19 protein-coding genes are annotated in these 23529 nt (G+C 63.2%); 16 read left to right on the forward strand and 3 right to left on the reverse strand.

Features of this window, described 5'->3' with window-relative positions:
- The 5 genes from FFS21_RS12885 to FFS21_RS12905 all read left to right on the forward strand — a co-directional run bounded on the left by FFS21_RS12885 (window position 1) and on the right by FFS21_RS12905 (window position 3963).
- Window positions 1-1335 carry a Mef(A)/Tet(V) family efflux MFS transporter gene (locus tag FFS21_RS12885; RefSeq protein WP_137925231.1) on the forward strand — a complete coding sequence of 445 codons (1335 nt, stop codon included), beginning with the start codon at window positions 1-3 and terminating at the stop codon, window positions 1333-1335.
- Window positions 1336-1369: 34 nt separating this feature from the next.
- Window positions 1370-2044: a heavy metal response regulator transcription factor gene (locus tag FFS21_RS12890; RefSeq protein ID WP_137925232.1), complete on the forward strand. Its 675-nt coding sequence runs from the start codon at window positions 1370-1372 to the stop codon at window positions 2042-2044.
- Window positions 2045-2087: 43 nt separating this feature from the next.
- Window positions 2088-2462, forward strand: a complete 375-nt coding sequence (locus FFS21_RS12895) for a hypothetical protein (RefSeq protein WP_160473741.1) — start codon at window positions 2088-2090, stop codon at window positions 2460-2462.
- A gap of 103 nt (window positions 2463-2565) precedes the next feature.
- Window positions 2566-3240: a HupE/UreJ family protein gene (locus FFS21_RS12900; RefSeq protein WP_249359352.1), complete on the forward strand. Its 675-nt coding sequence runs from the start codon at window positions 2566-2568 to the stop codon at window positions 3238-3240.
- A 12-nt stretch (window positions 3241-3252) separates the two neighbouring features.
- The gene (locus FFS21_RS12905; protein WP_137925235.1) at window positions 3253-3963 is read left to right on the forward strand and encodes a transmembrane anchor protein; all 711 of its coding nucleotides are present in this window, start codon (window positions 3253-3255) and stop codon (window positions 3961-3963) included.
- A 290-nt stretch (window positions 3964-4253) separates the two neighbouring features.
- Here the strand turns inward: FFS21_RS12905 and FFS21_RS12910 are convergent, their stop codons facing one another.
- On the reverse strand, window positions 4254-4982 hold the full coding sequence (locus FFS21_RS12910; protein WP_137925236.1) for a GntR family transcriptional regulator: 729 nt from the start codon (window positions 4980-4982) through the stop codon (window positions 4254-4256).
- Between the two features lie 229 nt (window positions 4983-5211).
- On the opposite strand from FFS21_RS12910, the gene FFS21_RS12915 reads away from it, so the two are divergent.
- The 11 genes from FFS21_RS12915 to FFS21_RS12965 all read left to right on the forward strand — a co-directional run bounded on the left by FFS21_RS12915 (window position 5212) and on the right by FFS21_RS12965 (window position 19542).
- Window positions 5212-6531, forward strand: coding sequence for an NAD(P)/FAD-dependent oxidoreductase (locus tag FFS21_RS12915; RefSeq protein WP_137925237.1), 1320 nt, complete (start codon window positions 5212-5214; stop codon window positions 6529-6531).
- Window positions 6532-6617: 86 nt separating this feature from the next.
- Window positions 6618-7946, forward strand: coding sequence for an MFS transporter (locus tag FFS21_RS12920; RefSeq protein WP_137925238.1), 1329 nt, complete (start codon window positions 6618-6620; stop codon window positions 7944-7946).
- Between the two features lie 47 nt (window positions 7947-7993).
- Window positions 7994-8902: a dihydrodipicolinate synthase family protein gene (locus FFS21_RS12925; RefSeq protein ID WP_137925239.1), complete on the forward strand. Its 909-nt coding sequence runs from the start codon at window positions 7994-7996 to the stop codon at window positions 8900-8902.
- Window positions 8902-10404: an aldehyde dehydrogenase gene (locus FFS21_RS12930; protein ID WP_137925240.1), complete on the forward strand. Its 1503-nt coding sequence runs from the start codon at window positions 8902-8904 to the stop codon at window positions 10402-10404. The genes FFS21_RS12925 and FFS21_RS12930 overlap by 1 nt, the downstream gene beginning before the upstream one ends.
- Window positions 10405-10452: 48 nt before the next feature.
- A complete protein-coding gene (gene yddG / locus FFS21_RS12935) occupies window positions 10453-11376 on the forward strand; it encodes an aromatic amino acid DMT transporter YddG (RefSeq protein ID WP_137925241.1) in 924 nt (307 codons plus the stop codon).
- 42 nt (window positions 11377-11418) lie between these two features.
- Complete coding sequence (locus tag FFS21_RS12940; RefSeq protein WP_137925242.1) at window positions 11419-12594, forward strand: porin; 1176 nt, start codon at window positions 11419-11421, stop codon at window positions 12592-12594.
- A 136-nt stretch (window positions 12595-12730) separates the two neighbouring features.
- Window positions 12731-13852 carry an esterase/lipase family protein gene (locus tag FFS21_RS12945; RefSeq protein ID WP_137925243.1) on the forward strand — a complete coding sequence of 374 codons (1122 nt, stop codon included), beginning with the start codon at window positions 12731-12733 and terminating at the stop codon, window positions 13850-13852.
- The gene (locus FFS21_RS12950; RefSeq protein ID WP_137925244.1) at window positions 13839-14897 is read left to right on the forward strand and encodes a lipase secretion chaperone; all 1059 of its coding nucleotides are present in this window, start codon (window positions 13839-13841) and stop codon (window positions 14895-14897) included. Before FFS21_RS12945 ends, FFS21_RS12950 begins: the two co-directional genes overlap by 14 nt.
- A gap of 305 nt (window positions 14898-15202) precedes the next feature.
- Window positions 15203-16690 (forward strand): efflux transporter outer membrane subunit, encoded by a 1488-nt coding sequence (locus FFS21_RS12955; RefSeq protein WP_502705171.1) that lies wholly within the window; start codon window positions 15203-15205, stop codon window positions 16688-16690.
- A 2-nt stretch (window positions 16691-16692) separates the two neighbouring features.
- Entirely contained in the window at window positions 16693-17937 is a 1245-nt protein-coding gene (locus FFS21_RS12960; RefSeq protein ID WP_137925246.1) for an HlyD family secretion protein, read from the forward strand.
- A 51-nt stretch (window positions 17938-17988) separates the two neighbouring features.
- Window positions 17989-19542, forward strand: a complete 1554-nt coding sequence (locus FFS21_RS12965; protein WP_137925247.1) for a DHA2 family efflux MFS transporter permease subunit — start codon at window positions 17989-17991, stop codon at window positions 19540-19542.
- Window positions 19543-19553: 11 nt separating this feature from the next.
- Here the strand turns inward: FFS21_RS12965 and FFS21_RS12970 are convergent, their stop codons facing one another.
- Window positions 19554-20285, reverse strand: a complete 732-nt coding sequence (locus FFS21_RS12970) for an ABC transporter substrate-binding protein (protein WP_137925248.1) — start codon at window positions 20283-20285, stop codon at window positions 19554-19556.
- A 168-nt stretch (window positions 20286-20453) separates the two neighbouring features.
- Window positions 20454-23327 carry an autotransporter family protein gene (locus FFS21_RS12975; RefSeq protein ID WP_212745240.1) on the reverse strand — a complete coding sequence of 958 codons (2874 nt, stop codon included), beginning with the start codon at window positions 23325-23327 and terminating at the stop codon, window positions 20454-20456.
- Window positions 23328-23529 lie beyond the last annotated feature (202 nt).

Consider the following 23529-nt stretch of genomic DNA (forward strand, 5'->3'; position numbering starts at 1 on the left):
ATGCTTGAAGTCCTCGCCAATCGAACTTACCGGCATCTGTTTCTTGCGCAGGTCATCGCGCTGGTGGGAACTGGTCTTGCAACCGTTGCGCTTGGCTTGCTGGCGTATGACCTTGCCGGTGCCGATGCTGGCAGCGTGCTGGGCACGGCGCTCGCCATCAAGATGGTGGCCTATGTGGGGATTGCGCCCGTGGTGGGCGCTTTCGCGAACCGGCTACCCCGGCGCGCGTTCCTCGTGTCGATGGACCTGATTCGCGCAGGCGTGGCCATCTCGCTGCCCTTCGTGACGCAGGTATGGCAGATCTACATCCTGATCTTCCTGCTGCAATCGGCATCGGCGGCATTCACGCCGACGTTCCAGGCCACGATTCCCGATGTGCTGCCGGAGGAGAAGGACTACACCCGCGCACTGTCGCTGTCGCGCCTCGCCTATGACATGGAGAGCCTGGCGAGCCCGGCGCTCGCAGCGGCGCTGCTATCGGTCATCAGCTTCCATTGGCTGTTTGGCGGCACGGTGGTCGGCTTCCTGATTTCGGCTGCAATGGTGGTGTCCGTGCGGTTGCCGCAATCGCGCGCTGTCGAGCGTTCGGGCAGCATCTACGCGAAGACGTTTCGCGGGATGTCGATCTATCTGCGCACGCCGCGTTTGCGCGGACTGCTGTCGCTGAATCTTGCTGCAGCGGCCGCGAGTTCCATGGTGATCGTGAACACGGTGGTCTACGTGCAGAGCAAGCTGCAGCGTCCCGCTTCCGATGTGCCATTCGGTCTGGCCGCGTTCGGCTTTGGATCGATGCTGGTGGCGTTGTTGTTGCCGCGCCTGCTCAACGACCGTCCCGATCGTCCTGCGATGCTGACCGGTGCCACGATCATGACGGCAGGGCTGGCCTTCGGCATTGCACTGACGGGATTCGCGCCCGCCGTGGAGTGGCCGGTATTCCTGCTGACGTGGTTCGTCATCGGTATTGGCTACTCGATGACGCAGACCCCGAGCGGCCGGTTGCTGCGGCGCTCCGCCACGTCCGCCGACCGTCCCGCCGTGTTCGCCGCGCAATTCTCGCTGTCGCATGCCTGCTGGCTCATCACGTATCCGCTGGCCGGACAGATCGGCGCGCGGTTCGGCATGACCGCAGCATTCGCCGCGCTTGCCGCGATCTCGGCGGTGGGTGTGCTGGCCGCATGGCGCTTCTGGCCTGCCAACGATCCCGACATCATCGAACACCATCATGCAGAAGGCGATGCCACGCACCTTGCAGAAGGCGACCGTACCGGTGAGACCAGCCATCGCCACGCGTTCACCATCGACGACGATCACCCGCGCTGGCCAGACTCGCGCTGAGTTTCAGGACTGGATTGGGGAAGGAGCAGACCGCATGAAGTTGCTCGTGGTCGAGGATGAAGTACGGGCAGCCGAGTATCTTCTCAAGGGACTTTCGGAATCGGGCTTCAGCGTCGACGTGGTCAACGATGGGCTCGACGGCATGCATGCGTTCAGGGAGGGCGAATATGACGCCGTCATCCTGGACGTCATGCTGCCGGGCGCGGACGGCTGGGCCGTCATCCGCTCCATCAAGACGCTGCGCGACACGCCCGTACTGTTCCTGTCGGCACGCGACGAGGTTGCGGATCGCGTGCGCGCGTTCGAGCTGGGCGCTGACGACTATCTGGTCAAGCCCTATGCGTTTGCCGAACTGCTCGCGCGTTTGCGCCGCTGCCTGCGGCAGACATCGGCGCGCGATTGCGAACGCATGCAGGTGCGCGATCTCGACATCGACCTGCTCGGCAGACGCGTGTATCGCGGCGGTAAATGGATCGAGCTGACGAACCAGGAATTCATGCTGCTTCATCTTCTGGTACGCCGGCAGGGCGAGGTGTTGTCGCGCGCGATGATCGCCTCGCAGGTCTGGGATGTGAACTTCGAAACCAACACCAACGTCGTGGATGTAGCGATTCGTCGTTTGCGAGCCAAGGTGGACGATCCGTTCGACATCCGGCTGATCCATACCATTCGCGGGATGGGCTACGTGCTCGACCCGGATCGGGGCTGAACGGATGCCGATTGCGAAGTCATCGCGTCATACCGGCGAGCACGTGACCCCATTTGCATGGCGCGCCACGCTGCTGGCGCTCGTCACGATCGCGCTGCTGGTCGGCATGTTCAAGGCGCCGTGGCGCGGCGAATCGGCCACGCATGACGCGCGCGAGATGCTGGCTGCGGAGGTAGCTGCCGGGCATTCGCACGATGGCGACACAGGCATCGACACCGGAACCGAAAGCGTGTCCGGCCATGTGCATGGGCACGATGCATCCGATCACCAGCACGACGTGATGCACCTGCCGCCGGTGGTGCATACGATGCGGTGCCGGCTGGACTACGGCTGGCGAGCCGCTCACGTGCCGCAGCGATTGCCCGGGTCTCCGTGGCAAATCGAGCGGCCACCGCGTCAGCACACCCCTCTCGCCTGACCGGCCGCGCTGCGGCCGCCCCAACATCCAGAAATTTCGGAGTTTTATGCAAATGCCGTTATCACACGGAGGCTGGAACGCGCCCCTATTGCGCCGCTGCCTCATGTTCGTGACCCTTGCCGCGTTGCTGCTGTTCGCCATGAGCGGCGCAGCGTTCGCGCACGCCGTTGCCGAAGGCGACAAGGGCTACATACAGGAAATCACCGGTGTCCATGTGCTGCCCTTCATCTACCTGGGCGCAAAGCATATGGTGACCGGATACGACCACATCCTGTTCCTGCTGGGTGTGATCTTCTTCCTCTACCGCCTGCGGCACATCGGCCTGTATGTCAGCCTGTTTGCCATCGGGCATTCCACCACGATGCTGCTGGGCGTGTATTTCAACATCGGCATCAACAGCTACATCATCGACGCAATCATCGGCCTGTCCGTGGTCTACAAGGCGCTGGACAACCTGGGCGCCTACCAGCGCTGGTTCGGGTTCCAGCCCAACACCAGGGTGGCAACGCTGATCTTCGGCTTCTTCCACGGCTTTGGCCTTTCGACGAAGATCATCGAGTACGACATCTCGCCCGATGGTCTCGCCCCCAATTTGCTGGCGTTCAACGTCGGTGTGGAGATCGGCCAGTTGCTGGCGCTGTCCGCCATCCTGATCGTCATGGGCTACTGGCGCCGCACAGGCAGCTTCCTGCGCCATGCCTACACCGCCAACGTCGCCATGATGTCCGCCGGTTTTGTGCTGATCGGATATCAGCTCGCCGGCCTCTTCGTGTCCTAAGGATTCTCACGCATGTACAACACCGATATTCCGGCTCGCGCAGAGCTGCCGACTTCCGCGCAACTGTTTCGCTCCACCGCCAGTGCGGCCGCAGCAGCAGCCGCCATCCTGATCACGATCGTGCTTCCTTCGGAGTATGCGATCGACCCGACCGGCGTGGGCCGCGCTCTCGGGCTCACGCAGATGGGGGAAACCAAGGTACAACTCGCAGCGGAGGCTGCGGCCGATGCGGCTGCCGACCGTAAGGCAGCGCAAGCGAGCCTGCAACCGAGAACGCGGCCCGAGCAGGCGCATGGTCACGACCATGCATCGCCTGATGCGCATGCCCACGACGCGCCGTCGGCGTCAGTCAGCGCTACCGCCGCCACTGCCCAGCCGCCAGCAGCGCCGCAGCCCGCTGCCGCAGCAGGGCGTTCGGACAAGGTCAGTTTGGTTCTGCGTCCTGGTCAGGGTGCGGAAGTGAAGCTCACGATGAAGGCCGGCGACAAGGCGTATTTCGATTGGACGGCCAATGGTGCCGCCGTTAATTTCGACGCGCACGGCGACGGAAGTGGCCGGTCCATCTCGTACAAGAAGGGCCATCAGGTTGGCGAAGACACCGGGGTTATCCAGGCAGCGTTCAACGGCAACCACGGCTGGTATTGGCGCAACCGTGGCGACAAGGACGTGACGATGACGCTGCGGACGCAGGGCGACTACACGGAGATCAAACGCGTCGACTGATCGGCGATCGGCGCTCCAGACGCATGACGTCGCGGCCCCGCCAGCCTGCTGGTTGGCGCCGCGGCGTCGTTGCGGATCGACGTCGATGTTATCCAGAGGCAATCTTGTTGGGACGACGTCTGTATGGATCGCCAGATCGTGGCGTCGTCCGCATGACTTATCGGAGTTCGTGATGGACCGGAACGCCCCCGGCGCTGTCCTGGAATCGCCTGCGAGGCTAGCAGATCGCCGTCCTGTCATGGAGCGTAGGGAAGAGGGGTGTTGGCAGCGAGCTACAGCCAACATTGCAGCTACAGAACCAGCGGCACCTCCACACCCACCGGCGCTACATATTCCGTCATGCGTCGGCGCGAGAGATCCATATGGGCACGCACGATGTCGCCTGCCGTTTCGGGATCATGGCGCGCGATGGCCTCGATGATTTCGTCGTGCTGGTCGGCCGCCTTGCCGAGATCCAGTTCCATGTCGACGGGTGCGGGATGCCGGTAGAAGATCTTCCCCAGCCGCGCATGGTCGATCAGGATTCGGCGCAGGCTCGGCATCAAATACGGGTTGTGCGCCATCTTGCCGATCTGCAGATGGAACTGGTCGTTGTTGAGCACGCGGTTTTCCACGTCGTTCCGCTCGATGGCTTCGCGGAACCGTCCCTGGATGGCTTTCAATTCCTCGATCTCCCGCGCGGTGGCGTTGGTCGCGGCCAGTTGCGTGGTGGCGATGTAGATCATCGGCGCGGCCAGGAAGAAATTCCGTAGCGACTGGTGGTTCATCGAAGACACCCGCGCCGCACGGTTGGCTTCCAGTTCGATATAGCCCTCGGCCGCCATCTGCCGCATCAGCTCCCGCACCGGAGGGCGTGACAGGCCAAATTCCTCGCTCAGCGCCAGCTCGTCCACGACTGCGCCGGGCGCCATATCCATGCTGACGATCCGCCGGCGCAATGCGTCGGCGAGCAGCGCCTTGCGATCCACCGATGCGTCGGAAATCGGCGCGTCGTCCGCGCCCGCCTTGGTTCTTGCCATCTCAGACCCCTGTCTATCAATCGTAGACATTCTAGGCCAACCGCCCGGCCAATCACTCATCTCCTTTGAAAAGTGCTGCGAAAGCAACGCTGCGGCGTATTTGATCTTGCCGCGCGTAAACCCTCATAGCTGTTTGTCTATCGTAGAAATATTCTTTGTCTACAAATGATAGACACGAAAAAGGGCGCGGCCAGAGACATCCAGGCAGGCGCTCAGGAGTGAGGCTCACATGACGAAAGTAACTGCGATACCGGCTGACGATTCCACCTGCGGCTGGTTTCACCTAAGCCGGGCACGCAAGCCGATGCCGGCGCATTCCGGCAAGACCAGTGCGCGCTGGGCGATCATCGGCGCGGGCTTCACCGGCCTGGCCGCTGCCCGCCAACTGGCGCACCGGTTCCCGGACGACTCCGTCGTGCTGGTGGATGCGCAGCAAGTGGGTTTCGGCTCATCCGGCCGGAACGCAGGCTTTGCGATCGACCTCCCCCACGACATCGGAGCCGACGACTACATCGGCGACATCGCCACAGCCCGCCATTGCATGAACCTGAACCTGACCGGCCAGCGCATTCTCAAGGCATTGGTGGACGAGTACCGAATCGACTGCCAGTTTCGCACGTCGGGCAAGTACCAGGCGGCCATCGAAGATCGGGGCATGGCGGTGCTGGATGCGTATCGCCGCGGGCTCGACAAGCTGGGCCAGCCGTACGACATGATCGAAGCGGCGGACCTGCCTGGCCACATCGGCACATCGTTCTACCGGAAGGCGCTATTCACGCCGGGCACGGCACTGATCCAGCCTGCCGCGCTGGTGAAGGGGCTGGCCGATAGCCTGCCACCCAATGTGGAGCTGTACGAAAACACGCCGATCACCGATGTGGAATACGGCGACAAGATCGTGCTCACACATCGCGGCGGCAGCATCACCGCCGACACGCTGATATTGACCAACAATGCTTTCGGCCAGCGCTTTGGTTTCCTGCAAGGCACGATGCTGCCCGTCTTCACCTATGCAAGCCTGACGCGTCCGCTGACGGCGGCTGAGCAGGCGCAACTCGGTGGCAAGGAATTCTGGGGTTTGATCCCTGCCGATCCGTACGGCACGACGCTGCGCCGCACGCATGACAACCGCATCCTCGTGCGCAACAGCTTCAGCTACAACGCCGACGGTCGCAGTCATCCCAAGTACCTCGAACGCTTTGTGAAAACGCATCGCGAATCGTTCGAACGGCGCTTTCCGATGCTGCCGGGTGTCGAGTTCGAATACACGTGGGGCGGCTCGCTCGCGCTCTCGCGCAATCACATGGGTCACTTCGGACAGCTTGCGCCGAACGTGCATGGCGCGCTGTGCTGCAACGGACTCGGCATCACGCGCGGCACCGTCACGGGGCATCTGCTGGCCGAGCACCTTGCTGGCGAGCGCAACGAACTGATCGATTTCCTGCTGTCGTCGCCGGGACCGAACCGCAATCCGCCGGAGCCGTTCCTGTCGATGGGCGTCAACGCGAATCTTTGGCTCGGCCAGCGCCGGGCGGGCAGGGAGGTCTGATCGCATCACACATGCACTCGCTGCACCCGATGAAAGACGGACCCAACGCAGGTCCGCGCATGACACGGTCAAACAGGAGACAAACGGTGGCAAACAATGTATCGATCGAGGACGTTCCTCTGAATGGATTTCATCAACTGCTATGCATCCGCTCGGGCGGTGGCTGGCTGCTGGACGGCTATGTGCTGAGCATCATCGGCGTGGCCATGGTGCCGCTGGCTGCGGCGCTGGACCTGAGCAGTTTCTGGCAGGGCATGGTCGCGGCATCGGCGCTGATCGGCATCTTCTGCGGCGGCTTTCTCGGTGGCGTGCTGACTTGCAGGCTGGGCCGCAGGAAGCTCTATTTCGTGGGGCCGACGATCTTCGTGCTGTGTTCGGTGCTGCAGTACTGGGCCACGTCCGGTGAGGAACTGTTCTTCATGCGCTTTCTGATCGGTATCGGCGTTGGATTCGAATATCCAGTGGCTGGCGCACTGCTCGTCGAATTCCTGCCGAAGAAGTATCGCGGCCCCCGCCTGGCGATGCTGACCATCCTGTGGTTCGCCGGTGCCGCGCTGGCCTATATCGTCGGCAACGCATTGCTCGGTGCCGGACGCGCCGATGCATGGCGCCTCGTGCTCGCCAGCCCGGCCATCATCGGCGTGGTGCTGCTGGTGATCCGCATGGGTACGCCGGAATCGCCGCGCTGGTTGCTGAGCAAGGGCAAGGCGTCGGAGGCGGAACGCATCATCCGCAAGGTCTACGGTCCGACGTTCTCGCTGCGCAACCTGCCCGAGCAGGCGGCCGAAAAGAAAGTGTCGCTGCTATCGCTGCTGCATTCCGGCTACGGCAAGCGCATGCTGTTCGTATCGGTGTTCTGGAGTTGCTCGGTCATTCCCGTGTTCGCGGTCTATGCCTTCGCACCCACCGTGTTGCAGGCGCTGAACCTGAAAGGAGAATGGGCATCACTGGGATCGGTCGCCATCACCATGCTGTTCGTGGTCGGCTGCATCGTTGCGACGCGGCTTATCAACACCATCGGCCGCCGCAGCATGCTGATTCACAGCTTCCTGTGGTCGGGCCTTGCACTGCTGGGGCTGGGTGCGTGCTCGGACGGCAACCAGATGCTGGTGCTTGCCCTGTTCGGTGCCTATGCGTTGTTCATTGGTGGCGCGCAGGTGCTGCAACTGGTCTATCCCAACGAACTGTTCCCGACCGAGATCCGCTCGGCGGCCGTGGGGCTGGGCGCGTCGCTGTCACGGATTGGCGCCGCCATCGGCACCTGGCTGGTTCCCATCTCGCTGCAGACCATCGGCATCGGACACACGATGTATGCCGCCGCCGGCGTCACGCTGGTCGGCCTGCTGGTTTCGATGCTGCTCGCACCGGAGACCCGCTCGTTGAGTCTCCAGGAAGCGGCCTCGCTGAGCCGCTGACCCACTCTCATTCCCTTTTTTGAATTCCTGAAGTTACGGAGAGCATCATGAAGTTTCAAGGTATCTACACGCCGGCCATCACGCCGCTGACTGCGGAAGGCAAGATCGACAACGCCGCGTTTGGCGACGTGCTGGAGTCACTGATCGACGCAGGCGTGCACGGCATCATCATTGGCGGGTCCACCGGCGAATACTATGCGCACACCACCGAAGAGCGGCTTGCGCTGGCCGCGTTCGCCAAGGAAGTGATTGGCACCCGCGTGCCGCTGATCGTTGGCACGGGCGCGGTGCGCACGGAAGAATCGGTGGTGTATGCCAAGGGCGCAAAGGCCATCAAGGCCGATGCCATCCTGGTTGGCTCGCCGCCGTATGCGCTGCCGACCGAGGCAGAGAATGCCATCCACGCACTGACCGTCGATCAGGCCGCGGGCCTGCCGATCATGCTCTACAACTATCCGGGCCGGATGGGTGTGTCGATGGGGCGCGAGTTCTTCCGCACGGTGACGTCGGCCTCGAAGAACTTTGTCGCCATCAAGGAAAGCTCGGGCCAGACATCGCAATTGCATATGCTCGCCACCGAGTTCCACGACATCGACATCTCGTGCGGCTGGGACGATCAGGCGCTGGAATTCTTTGCCTGGGGCGCACGTAGCTGGGTCTGCGCTGGCTCCAACTTCATTCCGCGCGAGCACATCGCGCTGTATGAAGCCTGCGTGATCGAGAAGGATTTCGATAAAGGCCGCCGCATCATGTCGGCCATGATGCCGCTGATGGATTTCCTGGAAGGCGGCAAGTTCGTGCAATCGATCAAACACGGCTGCACCGTGGCAGGACTGAAAGCCGGCGGTGTGCGCGCACCGCTGCAGGATCTTGAAGACACCGAGCGCCGCCGCCTGCAGGCGATCATCGCCGAACTCAAGCGCGTGGTGGCGACCATCGTCGGGGAGAAGGCGTAATGGCACAACTTGTGACTGCTGCAGAGTACGCCGCCATTGCAGACAAGATCACGCTGCCGACGCAGGCTTTCATCGACGGAAAGTTCGTCCGCGCCGTATCGGGCAAGACGTTCCAGACCAGCAATCCGGCAACGGGACAGGTCTTGACGGAAATCTCCGCCTGCGATGTGCGCGATGTGGATGTTGCCGTGGCCAAGGCCAAGGCTGCGTTCGAGGATGGCCGCTGGCATCGTCAGTCGCCGGGCCAGCGCAAGGCCGTGCTGCTGAAGTTCGCCGACCTGCTGGAAGAGAATGCGCACGAACTGGCGGTGATGGAAAGCCTGGATAGTGGCAAGCCGATCCACGAATGCCAGAACACCGACATTCCCGAGACCATTCATACGATCCGCTGGCACGCCGAACTGATCGACAAGATCTATGACAGCACGGCGCCCGTGGGTTCTGCTGCGTTGTCGCTAGTGGTGCGCGAGCCGATCGGCGTGGTGGGGCTTGTCCTGCCGTGGAATTTCCCGCTGCTGATGCTGGCGTGGAAGATCGGTCCGTCGCTCGCGGCCGGCTGCTCGATCGTGGTCAAGCCTGCCAAGGAAACCACGCTCACCGCACTGCGCGTGGCCGAACTGGCGCATCAGGCAGGCGTCCCTGCGGGGGTGTTCAACGTGCTGCCCGGCGGCGGCAAGGAAGTGGGCGAGCCCCTCGGCATGCACATGGACGTGTCGATGGTCAGTTTCACGGGTTCCACCGCAACCGGGCGGCTGTTCCTCAAGTACGCGGCGGAATCCAACCTCAAGCGCATCGTGCTGGAATGCGGCGGCAAGAATCCTGCCGTGGTGCTCAAGGATGTGGAGGACATCGACGCCGTGGCCCAGCACGTGGTCAACGGTGCCTTCTGGAACATGGGCGAGAACTGCTCGGCATCGTCGCGGCTGATCGTGCATGCCGATATCAAGGACGAGTTGCTGGCACGCATCGGTGTGCACATGCGCGACTGGAAGATGGGCGATCCGCTCGATCCCGAGCATCGTATCGGCTCGCTGGTGAGTGAAGCGCATTTCCAGAAAGTGCGTTCGTACATCGAGCATGCCGATGCAGAGCGCCTGAACGTGACGTTCGGCGGTGGCACCAAGGGCGAATCGTTTGTGGAGCCGACTGTAGTCGATGGCGTACCGCCGGAGAGCCGGCTGTTCCGCGAGGAAATCTTCGGTCCCATCCTGTCGGTGACCACGTTCACCGATATCGATGAGGCTATCGCGCTGGCCAACGACTCCGTGTATGGGCTGGCGGCATCGGTCTACACGAGCCACCTCAACCGCGCGATCCGGCTCTCACGCGAGATTCGCGCGGGCGTGGTGACCGTGAACTGCTTCGGGGAAGGCGATATCACCACACCGTTCGGCGGCTACAAGGAGTCCGGTTTTGGTGGTCGTGACAAGTCGATCTGGGCACATGACCAGTACACCGAGATCAAGACGATCTGGATCGATGTACCATCCACGGCCAACTGAGCGGTAGTCCCGCCAATCCCCTAACCACCGTTTCATCACAAGGTAGTCATGCAAAGCAAACAGGCAACGTTGATTGGACTCTTGGCCGTACTTCTCTGGAGTTCGATCGTCGGCCTGATCCGTGGCGTCAGCGAGAGTTTCGGCGCCACGGGAGGGGCGGCCCTGATGTATTCGGTCGCCTCGGTGCTGCTGTGGATATCAGTAGGGCCGGTGCGGATCAAGGCGCTGCCACGGGCATATCTTTTCTGGGGCAGCCTGCTGTTCGTGTCGTACGAGCTGTGCCTGTCGCTTTCCATTGGCTACGCGAACACTGGCCGGCAGGCCATCGAAGTGAGCATGGTGAATTACCTGTGGCCCACGTTCACCATGATGGCCGCGATCCTGTTCAACCGGCAACGGGCGAACTGGCTGATCGTACCGGGCTTTCTGGTTGCCATCCTGGGTGTCACGCTGGTACTGGGTGGCGATCAGGGACTCGACGCTGCCAGCCTGGCGGCCAACGTGCGTGACAATCCGCTGAGCTATGGCCTGGCGTTTTCCGGCGCGGTGATCTGGGCGGGCTACTGCACCGTGACGGCACGCATCGCACAGGGCAAGAACGGTGTCACGCTGTTCTTCATTCTGACCGCGTTGACGCTGTGGGCCAAGTACCTGTTCACGGGTGGCGAGGCGATGTCCTTCACCTTCGGCGGCGTGGTCTATCTCGCACTGGCCGCCTGTGCGATGGGCTTTGGTTATGCGGCGTGGAATGTCGGCATCCTGCACGGCAACGTGGCGGTACTGGCAGGCGCGTCGTACTTCATCCCGGTGCTGTCCGCCGCACTCGCCACCACGTTGCTTCACGCGCCGTTGTCCTTCGCATTCTGGAAGGGCGCGGCGATGGTCGTGGCCGGGTCTATCCTCTGCTGGCTCGCCACACGGGGGAAGGGCGCCCGCACCGCACCATCTGGCGGATCGAGCCAGGCGACATAGCCCACTCACATTCCGGGGCAACGTACCCCAAGGAAACACCCAATGACATCGGAGAGAGACAAGCGCACCCAGTGGCTGTGCAAGGCAGCCCTGTGCGCGATATCGGCATCCACCTCGGCGTCCGTCTTGGCGCAAAGCACAGTGACGCTGTATGGCGTGCTGGACGAGGGGATCAACTACACCAACAACGTAGGCGGACACAGCCAGGTGGCGATGGCCAGCGGCTTTCCGCACGGCAGCCGCTGGGGGCTGAAGGGCAGCGAGGATCTCGGCGGCGGCACCAAGGCCATCTTCCAGCTTGAAAACGGTTTCGACGTCGATAACGGCCGCGCCTTCCAGGGCGGTGCACTGTTCGGTCGGCAGGCATATATGGGCTTGACCGGGCAGCGATGGGGTTCCGTGACACTGGGTCGCCAGTACGACTCGGTGGTGGACTACCTCGCACAGACCACGGCGGGCGGCACGTGGGGCGGCTATATGTTTGCCCATCCGTACGACAACGACAACCTGATCAACACCTTTCGCGTCAACAACACGGTCAAGTACACCAGCCCCGATCTTGGCGGCGTCAAGTTTGGCGGCATGTATGGCTTCAGCGACGACACCAGGTTCTCGAACAATCGCGTGTTCAGCGCAGGCGGGCAGTACGCGAAGAATGGCCTGACACTCGCCGCTGCCTACCTGCAGGCCGACAATCCTTCGGCCACGTCATACGGTGCCATCAACAACGGTGGCGACCAGAACCTGCCGGGCAGCCGCCTCAGGATCTGGGGAGCAGGGGGTACGTACGAAACAGGCAAGTTCCAGTTCGGTGTCTCGTATGCCCGGACGGAGGTAACGGACCCGCGCAGTTCCGCCTACGTTGGCAACATCACGCCGCCATCGGGCACGCTCGGTGCACTACGCTTCGACAACATCGAAGCGAACATCAAGTACCAGCCCGCCCGGCAATACTGGTTCGGGGCGATGTACGCGTACACGCGCGCAACGTTCGACGCCACCTCCGGCAAGACGCATCCGGTCTATCACTCGGTGGGGCTGATGGCGGACTACATCTTCTCGAAACGCACGGACATCTACGTGCAGACGGTCTACCAGCACGTGGGCGGCGACAAGACCGGCAGCGTGCTCGATGCGGCCTACGTGGTTGGTGCCGCGGGCGTGGCGTCAGGCCAGAACCAGGTGATGTTCAGGCTGGGGCTGCGGCACTTTTTTTGAACGGATCCTTGCTGCGTTCGAGGGCCACCTGCTGGAGGCAAATCAACTCCTGTGCAAATTGTTGATATCTCACCGAGGACTTTATGTATGGTGATCCTCGGCCTTCTTCACATGAACGTCCTCAGTGAGAACAGAGATGAAACAGTGCATTCACCTGGAACCAATCAGAGCGCGGGAACAGCATGGCGATGGCGTCCGTGCGCCTGAAAAACGAGCCGCCGCAGGGCGCATTGCCGGGCTTTCAGCAGTCGCTGCAGCAGCCATCGCCATGGCGGGGCCGGCAAGCGCCACGGCAAGCAGCGCTGACTATGCAAAGACGCGCTACCCGATCGTCCTGGTTCATGGCGTGACGGCCGCGGCAAAGATAGCCGGCGTCATCGACTATTGGTACGGTATTCCCAAAGTGTTGCGTGCCAACGGCGCCACGGTATACGTGGCCACGGTGCCCTCGTTCAATAGCGATGAAGAGCGCGCGTTGGCATTGCAGTCGTACGTACGCGCGGTGAAGCTGGAGACCGGCGCTGACAAGGTCAATCTCATCGGCCATAGCCAGGGCGGCACAACGGTGCGTGTGGCAGCGGCCATGTCACCGCAGGATATTGCGTCGGTAACCACCATTGGCAGCCCAAATCGCGGCAGCGAATTCTTCGATGTCATCGATAGCCTGATCAGCGGTGTCGGCAGCGTTCCGGTGGCGGGACCGGTGCTGGTCGGCATAGTTCAGGGTGTGGCCAATGCCTTGGGCTGGATGAATGGCGTCGTCAACGGACAAATGTGGGATCAGAACAGCCCAGCCGCTTTGCAGGTCCTGACCACGCAAGGGGCCGCCGCGCAGAACGTGCGCCTGGACGCCACACTGGCGCCCGGTTCCAGATCCGCATTGGGGCCTGACTGCAATACGCCGGGGGCCGCGGTGGAGCAGAGGCAGGCGCGCGATGCAACCGGGAAACTCGTCACCCACACCCAGGCTGCCTATTCCTGGACAGGGCACGGCGGCCCGGTCAACGTGTTCCGTTCCAATCTGTTCGACTTGTCCACACTGCCGCTGTCCGCGTTCGCAGACATCATGACCCTGAAGGGATCAGGCCCCAACGACGGGATGGTTTCAGTGTGTAGCAGCAAGTGGGGTCGCGAACTCGGCTCCTACTACTGGAACCACCTTGACCAGATCAATCAATTGTTCGGCATGTACCAGGATGCGGACCCGCGCACGGTGATCCTGAACCACGCCAACCGCTTGCGTAATGACCGGCTCTGAATCCCGGTCAGGGGTTGCCCTGGTACTGTTGGTGGCTGGGCTTGCTGGCGCGGCAGTGTACTGGGCGACCTTACCTGCCGAGCCGGCCACGCGTTCACCGCTCGCGCGATCCTCGATGGACGCGGTATCTGACATTTCCGTGCCGCTGGCGGATACCGCGCGCATGCCTGCTATCGGCGCAATGCCCTCGCTGGCGGGTGTCGATATCCCGCCCGGTCCGGAATCGGATGCGCGAGGCAACCTGCGTCTGACGCGAGCCCTACGGACTTACTTCGATTTCTTTCTAAGTGCCCGCCATGCCTCGGGCGACACGCAGGCATTGGATCGGTTGGTCTACGACGATATTCGCAAGCACGTGCCGCAGCCGGCTGCCGGGCAGGCCATGCAACTGTGGCAGCGCTATCTCGCCTATCTTGCCGAGATGCAGCGGATACCCGCGAACCAATCTGTCGTCGACGGGACCGGCGCACCGGACGCAGCACAGATACAGCGCCTGCGCGCCCACATTGCGGACCGCAGCGCAGTGCAGTGGCGACACCTGCCTGATGTGGCGTCGATCTGGTTTGGCGACGAGCAGACCTATGACGACGCCATGCTCGCCCGCCTGGAGGTTGCGATACAGTCCGGACTCGACGATGCCGAACGGGAGCGCCGCCTTGCGGCACTGGATGCCGCGCTGCCCGAGCCACTCCGTGCCGCGCGTGAAATGAACGCCAGGCCGCAGGCGATCACCGAAACCATTGCCAGCATGAAGGCTTCCGGACATGGCGCACAAGAGATTGGCGCAGCGCTGGCACAGGCATTCAGTCCGGAAGTGGCGCAGCGCTATCAACTGCAGGCACAGGCCGACCACGCCTGGCAGCAGCGCTATGACGAGTATGCGACCCGACGCACGCATATCGAAACGGTCGCTGGTCTATCTGACCAAGACCGCGCGCAACAGCTTGCCACGCTGCGACAGCAAGCTTTCTCCTTACCCAGCGAAGCCTTGCAAGCGGAAGTCATGGACAAGGCAGCGGCAGCAAAGCGGGCGGAGGGGCCATAGCGGGTGCTGCGGCCTGTCTTCTGACGGTTATCGTGTCATCAGCCGATCCGTCACTTTCCCAATCCCGAGAGATTCGCGATTCTCATTGCATACGTCACGCGCCCTCCCGCCATGGGCGCTGACGTGCTTTCCCGAAAAAGCTGCCACGAGCGGGAACTTCTGCTCGGTCGCGTCGGCGTATCTTGCGCGCAGATTGTCGCTCACCCATGACATCCAACACGGGGCCGGCGATACGCACAACGATTCAAGCCTACCTACCGGAGTTGCCCGTCATGACTGGTACTGCGCGCGAGCACGCGAGGCCGTTGCCTCTTTATCCATCCTCCATCGCCAGGCGCTGCGCCAGCGTCGCCGCGCTGGCAGTCGTTGTCTCCTTGACCGGCTGCGTCAACTACGGCGGCATCCACAGTGACAGCCAGATCGCCACGCCGGGCCAATACGCCACGGCTGACAGCCTGCCAGCGCAGGGTGGCCAGTGGCCGTCGTCGGCATGGACCGATCAGTTCGGTGATCCGCAACTCACGCAGCTCGTGGAGGAAGCGATCCGGGGCAATCCCACCGTAGCGGAAGCCAAGGCCCGGCTCGACAAGGCGAGTTCGTACGTGGACGCATCGCGTGCCTCGCTCTTCCCGCAGGCGGGGGCGAGTGCATCGGCCACGCGCCTGCGGCTCTCGGAGAACCTGGCGCCGCCGCCCTTCGGTGGCAACTGGTACAGCGATTTCAGCACCCTTGCCAGCGCGTCGTGGGATCTGGATCTGTGGGGCAAGAACCGCGCACGCGTGGCGCGCGCTGTGTCCCAGCAGAAGGCCGCCGATGCCGATCTGCAGCAGGCCCGCGTGACGCTGGCCACATCGGTGGCCCGCACCTACAACCGCCTGGCGCAACTGTATGCCTTGCGCGACATCGCCCGCAAGGAAGTGGCCGACCGCACGGCTATCGGCGCCATTGCCGATGACCGTGCCGCCGCCGGGCTCGACACGAACGTCGAGACACAAACGGCCCGCAGCAACGTGGCAACCAGCCAGGCGAGCGTGAGCCAGTACGACGGCGAGATCGAAGTGGTGCGCTACCAGATGGGTGCGCTGCTCGGTGAAGGGCCGGATCGTGGGCTGAAGATCGCGCAACCCACGCTCGGTGTCGGTGCGCCGGTCACGTTGCCCGATGCACTGCCTGCCGACCTGATCGCACGGCGTCCCGACATCGTCGCGGCACGCTGGCAGGTGGAAGCGGCGTTGCAGGACGTGAAGGAAGCCAAGGCCGAGTTCTATCCCGATGTGAACCTTTCCGCGAGCCTCGGGCTCGATGCGCTGGGATGGGGCCGCCTGCTGAAGGCGTCGAGCCGACAGATCAGCGTGGGGCCGGCAATCCATTTACCGATATTTGATGCCGGCGCACTGCGCGCGCAATTGAAGGGCCGCTATGCGGACTTCGATGCGGACGTGGCGAACTATGACCGGACGCTCGTCAATGCCTTGTCCGAAGTGGCTACGCAGGTATCGGCCATCCGCGCTACCGATCGGCAATTGACCGATGCCCGCACGGCGCAGGACGCGGCAACACGCGCCTACACGCTGGCGGTGGGCAACTACAAGGCGGGACTCTCGCCGCAACTGCAAGTGCTGCAGGCCGACCAGATCCGACTCGCCGCCGTGCAGTCCGTGACCAATCTGGCGATGCAGCGCCGCGACCAGCAAATGGCGTTGATCCGCGCGCTCGGCGGCGGATTCGACGCGCAAGCGGCCGGGCTGGCCATGCCCGACCAAGCCGCTCATCCCAGTCAAGAAGGAGCCTGAACATGAACGCCGCCACACAACAGCCCGATACCGCACAGCCCGCCGCAGTGCCCACGACAAATCACGGCCTCCGCCGTCGCCTGATGGCGCTCCTCGCACTCGCCGTGCTCGGCGCTGGCGCGGGGTCGGCCGCCTACTATCTGCTCGTTGCGCGCTACCACGAGAGTACCGACGACGCCTACGTGAACGGAAACGTCGTGCAGATTACCCCGCAGGTGACCGGGACTGTCATCGCCGTACGCGCCGACGACACGCAGACGGTGCAGGAAGGCCAGCCACTCGTCGAACTCGATGGCGCCGATGCGCGCGTGGCGCTGCAACGCGCGGAGGCCAAGCTCGCGCAGACCGTGCGTCAGGTCAAGGGCCTCTTCGTCGACGATGCGCAATACGCCGCACAGGTGGCGGTACGCGAGTCGGATCTGGCACGCGCACAAGACGATTTGAAGCGCCGGCTGTCCGTATCGCAAAGCGGTTCGGTTTCGCAGGAGGACGTCTCGCACGCGCGCGACGCGGTCAGGACGGCACAGGCCGCGCTCGATGCCGCGCGGCAGCAACTCGCGGCGAATCGCGCGCTCACGATCAATACGACCATCGCCACCCATCCGGATGTCCAGGCCGCCGCCGCGCAGGTGCGCGACGCCTATCTCGCCAATGCCCGGAACATCCTGCCGGCGCCGGTCATGGGCTATGTGGCCGAGCGTTCGGCACAGGTGGGCCAGCGCGTATCGCCCGGTACGCCGCTCATGGCCGTGGTGCCCTTGCAGGACGTGTGGGTCGATGCAAATTTCAAGGAGGTGGAACTGGCGCATCTGCGCGTGGGCCAGCCGGTCTCGCTGACGTCCGACGCCTATGGTTCGTCGGTGGTGTATCACGGCCGGGTCGTTGGCTTCTCCGCTGGCACGGGGTCCGCGTTCTCGCTGCTGCCAGCGCAGAACGCCACGGGCAACTGGATCAAGGTCGTGCAGCGGGTGCCCGTACGCGTCGCGCTGGACCCGCGTGAACTGCAGCAGCATCCGCTGCGCATCGGGTTGTCGATGCAGGCTGACGTGGATGTGCGCGACCAGAGTGGTGGGGCGCTCGCCCACGCGGCGCCGGCCACCTACGAGACCAACGTGTTCGCCAAGTACGGCAGCGACGCCGATGCGGAGATCGCGCGCATCGTCTCCGACAACGCCGGCCTCGGGACATCGCAGGCCGCCGCAGGCCATCCCCGGAATGCGCCGGCCAGCAAGGCAAGCGCCACATAATCCGTCGTGCTGCCGCGCGCCCCTTGAGATTGAAGTTCATCAGGCTCCGTCATGTCCCAGATCCAGGCTCCACCTCCGCCCATGCAAGGCGGCCAGCTCGTCCTGGCCACCATCGCGGTGGCACTTGCCACGTTCATGAACGTGCTCGACACCTCGATTGCGAACGTTGCGATTCCCACGATATCCGGCAACCTGGGCGTATCGGTCGATCAGGGCACGTGGGTGATCACCGTGTTCGCGGCGGCCAACGCCGTGTCGATTCCCTTGACCGGCTGGCTGACGCAACGATTTGGAGACATCCGCCTGTTCGTGGGGTCGATCCTGCTGTTCACGCTGGCGTCGTGGCTCTGCGGCATCGCGCCCACGTTGCCCATCCTGCTGGTGGCGCGGGTGCTGCAAGGCGCAGTGGCCGGGCCGCTGATTCCGATGTCGCAAGCCATCCTGCTGGGCTCGTATCCGAAGCAGAAGTCCGCCACGGCACTGGCCCTGTGGGGCATGACCGCAACGGTCGGACCCATTGCAGGCCCACTCCTCGGCGGCTGGATCACGGATAGCTATAGCTGGTCGTGGATCTTCTACATCAACATTCCCGTCGGCATCTTTGCCGCCTCGGTGACGTGGATGCTGTATCGCAAGCGGCAGGGTCCGACACGCAAGACGCCCATCGACGTCGTGGGCCTAGGCCTGCTTGTCGCCTGGGTGGGCTCGCTGCAGGTCATGCTCGACAAGGGCAAGGACCTCGACTGGTTCAACTCTCCCGTCATCGTGGTGCTGGGGATCGTCGCCGTCATCAGCTTCCTGCTCTTCCTGATATGGGAATTGACCGATGCCAACCCCATCGTCGATCTTCGGCTGTTCACCCAGCGCAATTTCCTGGGAGGTACGGTGGCGATTTCCATTGCCTACGCCGTGTTCTTCGGCAACCTCGTACTGTTGCCGCAATGGATGCAAGAGTACCTGGGCTATCGCTCTGTCGACGCCGGCCTGGTCACCGCGCCGCTAGGGATCTTTGCGCTGCTGGTCTCGCCGATCGTGGGACGGGTGCTGACGCCGAGCAACGCGCGTACCGTGGCGACGCTGTCTTTCATCGGCTTTGCGGGCGTGTTCTACATGCGGACGCACTATGTGACGCAGATCGATACGTGGCATCTGGTGCTGCCGACGCTGCTGCAGGGCATTCCGATGGCGCTGTTCTTCGTGCCGCTCACATCGATCATCCTGTCAGGGCAACGTCCCGAGAAAATCGCCGATGCGGCGGGACTTTCCAACTTCGCGCGCGTGTTCTGCGGGGCAGTGGGCACCTCCATCGCCGGCAATGCGTGGAACGACCGCACGGTTCTGCATCACGTGCGGCTCACCGAACAGGCGAGTATCGGCAATCCGATCTTCACCCATCAGATCGATGCTGTGCGGTCGCTGCTACACCTGAATCCCGCGTCGGCCCACGCGCTGTTCGATGCCACCGTGATATCGCAGGCCGCAATGATGGGCCTCAACGACATCTTCTACATATCGGCCGTGCTCTACCTCGTCATGATCCCGCTGATCTGGATCACCCGTCCCGTCAAGGGCGACGGCAAGGGGCCGGCGATCGTGGCGCACTGAGGGTTAAGCCACTAAGCCAGCGGCGCGACGGTCGCGCCCTGGATGCCGTGGTCGCGCAGGGCATCCGTGACGCGTCCCGCCCCCTTCATGTCTTCCACGAAGCGGGCCAGGAATGCGGCCGCCTTGTCACCGCGCGTTTTTTGCACGCCCATGGCTTGCTGGATAACCATGAAGCGTTCGCCAAGCAGTCGCAGACCGGTCATGCCTGCGATGTCGGCTTCAAGCTGTTGCTTCACACCAGCCGCCACGTCGTACTGGCCCGCAAGAAACGTCTTCACCACCGTCTGCGAGGACGGCGCATGGACGATTTCGGCGTGCTTCAGTTCGCGCGTCAGGAACAGGTCGTAGGCGCTGCCCTTGCCGACCACCACGCGCGTGCCTGCGCGGTCCACATCGGCATTGCCTTGTACCGGCGAGTCCTGGCGAACAAGGTAGTAGCCTTCGATCAGCACGTATGGCGCGGTGAATGCGATGCTCGCGCCGCGCTTGGGATCGATGGCGAAAAAGCCGACGTCAGCGTCTTCGGCCGCGACGATCTCCACCGACTTGCCTGCGGTCTCCACAACCACCAGTTCGAGCGGTACGCCGAGCCGCGCGGCAAGCGCCGTGGCCAGATCCACGGATACGCCACCCGCCGATCCATTCGGCGTGCGGTGGGCGAGGATGGGGTTGCCAAGGTTGATGGAGGCGCGCAGCTTGCCCGTGGGCGCGAAGGCCTGGACGATGTCTTGGTCGATGGTCATGGTCGGTGGCGGTTCAATCGGGTTTTTCGGATATTCCGACGCTCAGGATAGCCTGAGCGGCCGAAGGAAAGGAAATGGGATGCCGGCCAGCGGCCTGAACAAAAAAAATGCCACGTCGCGAAGGACGTGGCTTTTTCATCTACACGGGGATCGACAGAAGCCGTAGGCTTACCAGCGATAACGCACCCCCAGCTTTGCGCCAATCGCATTGCTGTCACCTAAGTTTTGCAGGCTGGTGCGAGCCAGCAGTTCGCCGTAGACGCTGTAGCGGTCGTCGTTCCAGTTCAGCGATGCACCAACGCCCAGGCCAGCCCACAGTGCCTGTTCCTTGCTGACCACGCTGATATCCGCCACGCGTGCCGAGGTACCGTGCAGAAAGTCGTAGTACAGGTTGGTGATGCCGTACACATGCGAGCGGCTGGTCTTGCCATTGGCGGCGGTCCACTTGGTTTCGTGATCCAGCGAAACGCCCAGGCGCGAGACCAGGCTGTTGCCGTTGTCACGCGAAACATTGGCGCCGTACTGGTCGGTGAACGCATCGAAGCGCACCTGCGACCAGGCGAGTTGCGCCTGCGGCGTGATGGACCAGTTGCCGCCCAGTGCCAGTTGATGGCCGGCTTCCACGCTGGTAGCCACGCCGCTGCCGCGATTGCCGTTGGCAAGCTTGGCCGAGAGCGTCGAGGAGCGGATATCGGTGTCGTACCACGTCACCGTGGCGCGGGCATCCACGTACGAGCCATTGTTGCCGTACCAAGTGGCCGTACCGCCAAAGCCGTAGCCGGTGGCATCGATCGCACCGTTGCCGAACATCGACGAGACATTGGAGTTGGCAATGCCATAGTGGAACGTCGGGCCTACCACCAGCGTGCCGGAGGCGTTCTGGATGACCGGTGCATCCACGCCGCCTTCGAACTTCCACATGCGCACGTTATAGCTGGCGCTGGTCGTGCTGGTCGACGGATCGATGTGCGTGTTCGAGCCTTCCACACGCGCCCAGGCACCGCGACCGATGATCGGCTTGCCAGCGTCCTGCTCGGCTTGCACGGCCGCATTGGGCGACCACGAACGATTGCCCACGCGCTGTTGCAGCGTGCCGAGTTCGTTGAAACGTTGCAGCACGCTCGAATAGGCTTCATACAGCGGCACGGTCGGTGCCAGCAGCGGAGCGGCTGAGGTCGAAGCCGAGCTGCCGGCAACCGTCGTATCGGCCAGCGTCGAGCGCAAGTACCAGTCGCCATCGGCCGGCGTGGACACGCCATTCTTGTAGAGACGGTAGGCATACGCACCAGCCACCACGGCTTGCTGGCCCTGGAACGTGTAGTCGCCCGCCAGCGTGAAGGCGCCATTCGATGCGCCTTGCACGTCGATGACCTTGATGCCATCGACCGTCGCCGCACCCGATCCGCCAACGTTGACCGCACGGATCTGGCTGCTGCCCGACGTGTCGCCCGTTACCACCAGTCGTCCCGTCGCCGAGGTATCGCCACCGAACACGGTATTGACGCGCACCGTACCGCCATTGCCGATGTAGTTACCAGCGATGGTCAGTACGCCCGAGCCGCCGCCCGGCGTGACCGTGCCAGTGTTGGTGACATCGCCGAAGATCGTGCCGGTGCCTGACAACGTACCGGCTGCGTTCACGGTGACCGGACTCGTGATCGACCCATCGATGGCGAGCGTGCCGAGGTTGATCGTGGTCGGACCCGTGTACGTGCTGGCGGCGGTCAGCACCGTGGTGCCCGTGCCGTTCTGTGCCAGACCGCCCGCGCCCGAAACGGTGCCGCCATACGTATAGGCATCGGAACGGTTGAATGCGAGGGTGGCGCCGGTGTTGACCACCACGTCACCAGCAAGGCTGCCGCTCGTGCCGCCATTGCCGATCTGCAGCGTGCCTTGATCGACGGTCCACGGCGCAGCGACCGTACCGGTGCCGATCAGCGCCCAGGTACTGGCGCCAGTCTTCGTGAAGTTGTCGAAGTAACGGTATTGCGCGGTGTCGCCGATGGTGGAGACATCGAACACGCTGTTGGTGTCGCCGCCAAGGCGGAGCGTGTCGTTGGTGCCGAGCGCGCTGGCTACGACGTTGCCGACGATGTTGGAACCGGCTTGCAGTTCGAGCGTGGCGCTGGCGTTGGCCACAGTGCCGAACTGAATCGCGTTGGCGGCGCCGTCACCTGCTCGCACCGTTCCCGAGTTGACCATTGTGATGTTGGTGTTGGTCGCCGTCGATATCGCAGCGGCGCCTCGGCCGCCCTCGATGACCCCGGAGTTCTCGAGGGAGAACAGGGCGGTGCCGTTGCCGATCCGCACGCCGATCCCGCCACCGGTTCCTCCGCTCAAGTCGCTACCGCCGCGGATCGTGCCCTGGTTGACGAGACGGCCTGAAGTAAGCGCCGCCGTAAAATTGACGCCAACGCCCCCCGTGCCGCCATTGACGTCACCACCGGAAATCGTGCCGGATGCACTGTTGATGACAGCGGTACCGTTGGCAGCGCTGATGCCTGCACCCCCTGTGCCTGCCGTGGCCCCGCCTCCTTTGATCGCGCCATTGTTGGTGAGCGACGCGCTACCCGCCAACACAAAACCCGTGCCACCAGCACCGCCGCTGTCTGTATCGGTCCCACCAGTGATCGAGCCGTTGTTGATAGAAGATCCGCCGCTGACGGCCTGACCACCGCCCGGCGAGGCGCCGGTTGCGCCAACATAGATGCCGTTGAATGTCCGGTCTCCGGTGAACCCACCGGCACCCGAAGCCCGGGTCAGCGTATAGCCTTGCGTATCGACGGTGACCCGCTTGCCGGCCGCCGGTAGTGTAGTGGCGATAGTCAGCGTGAAACTGTTGGCTAGACGGATCGTCGCACTGGCGTCACCGTCAGAGTTTGCCGCCGACAGTGCGGCGCGAAGCTCGGTTTCATTGCTGACCAGATACTCGGCCGCCGACGCCCCCACCGGAAACATCAACGCCACCGCCAGAGTAATAGAGGACGCTTGCGGCGCGCGCACGGCTACCTGCCGCATTCCACGACAAAAATTTGACTTCATTGAACTACCCCGTTTCTATGTATTGTTTTAGCTACAAAGCGTAGCCGGGGGCGATCTTAGATCACGTGATGAGGCGTATGTAAGTACTACAAACAGCAGGGTTATGTGCTGTCGCGAACGTGCGACGGTGATTGAAGGAAGTGTTGCAATGGGTTGCCACCATGATCCAAATGGTCTAGAGCGCACGCTCTAAACGTGATTC

The sequence above is a fragment of the Cupriavidus sp. 2SB genome (assembly GCF_005503625.1).
In the GTDB taxonomy this organism is placed as follows: Bacteria; Pseudomonadota; Gammaproteobacteria; order Burkholderiales; family Burkholderiaceae; genus Cupriavidus.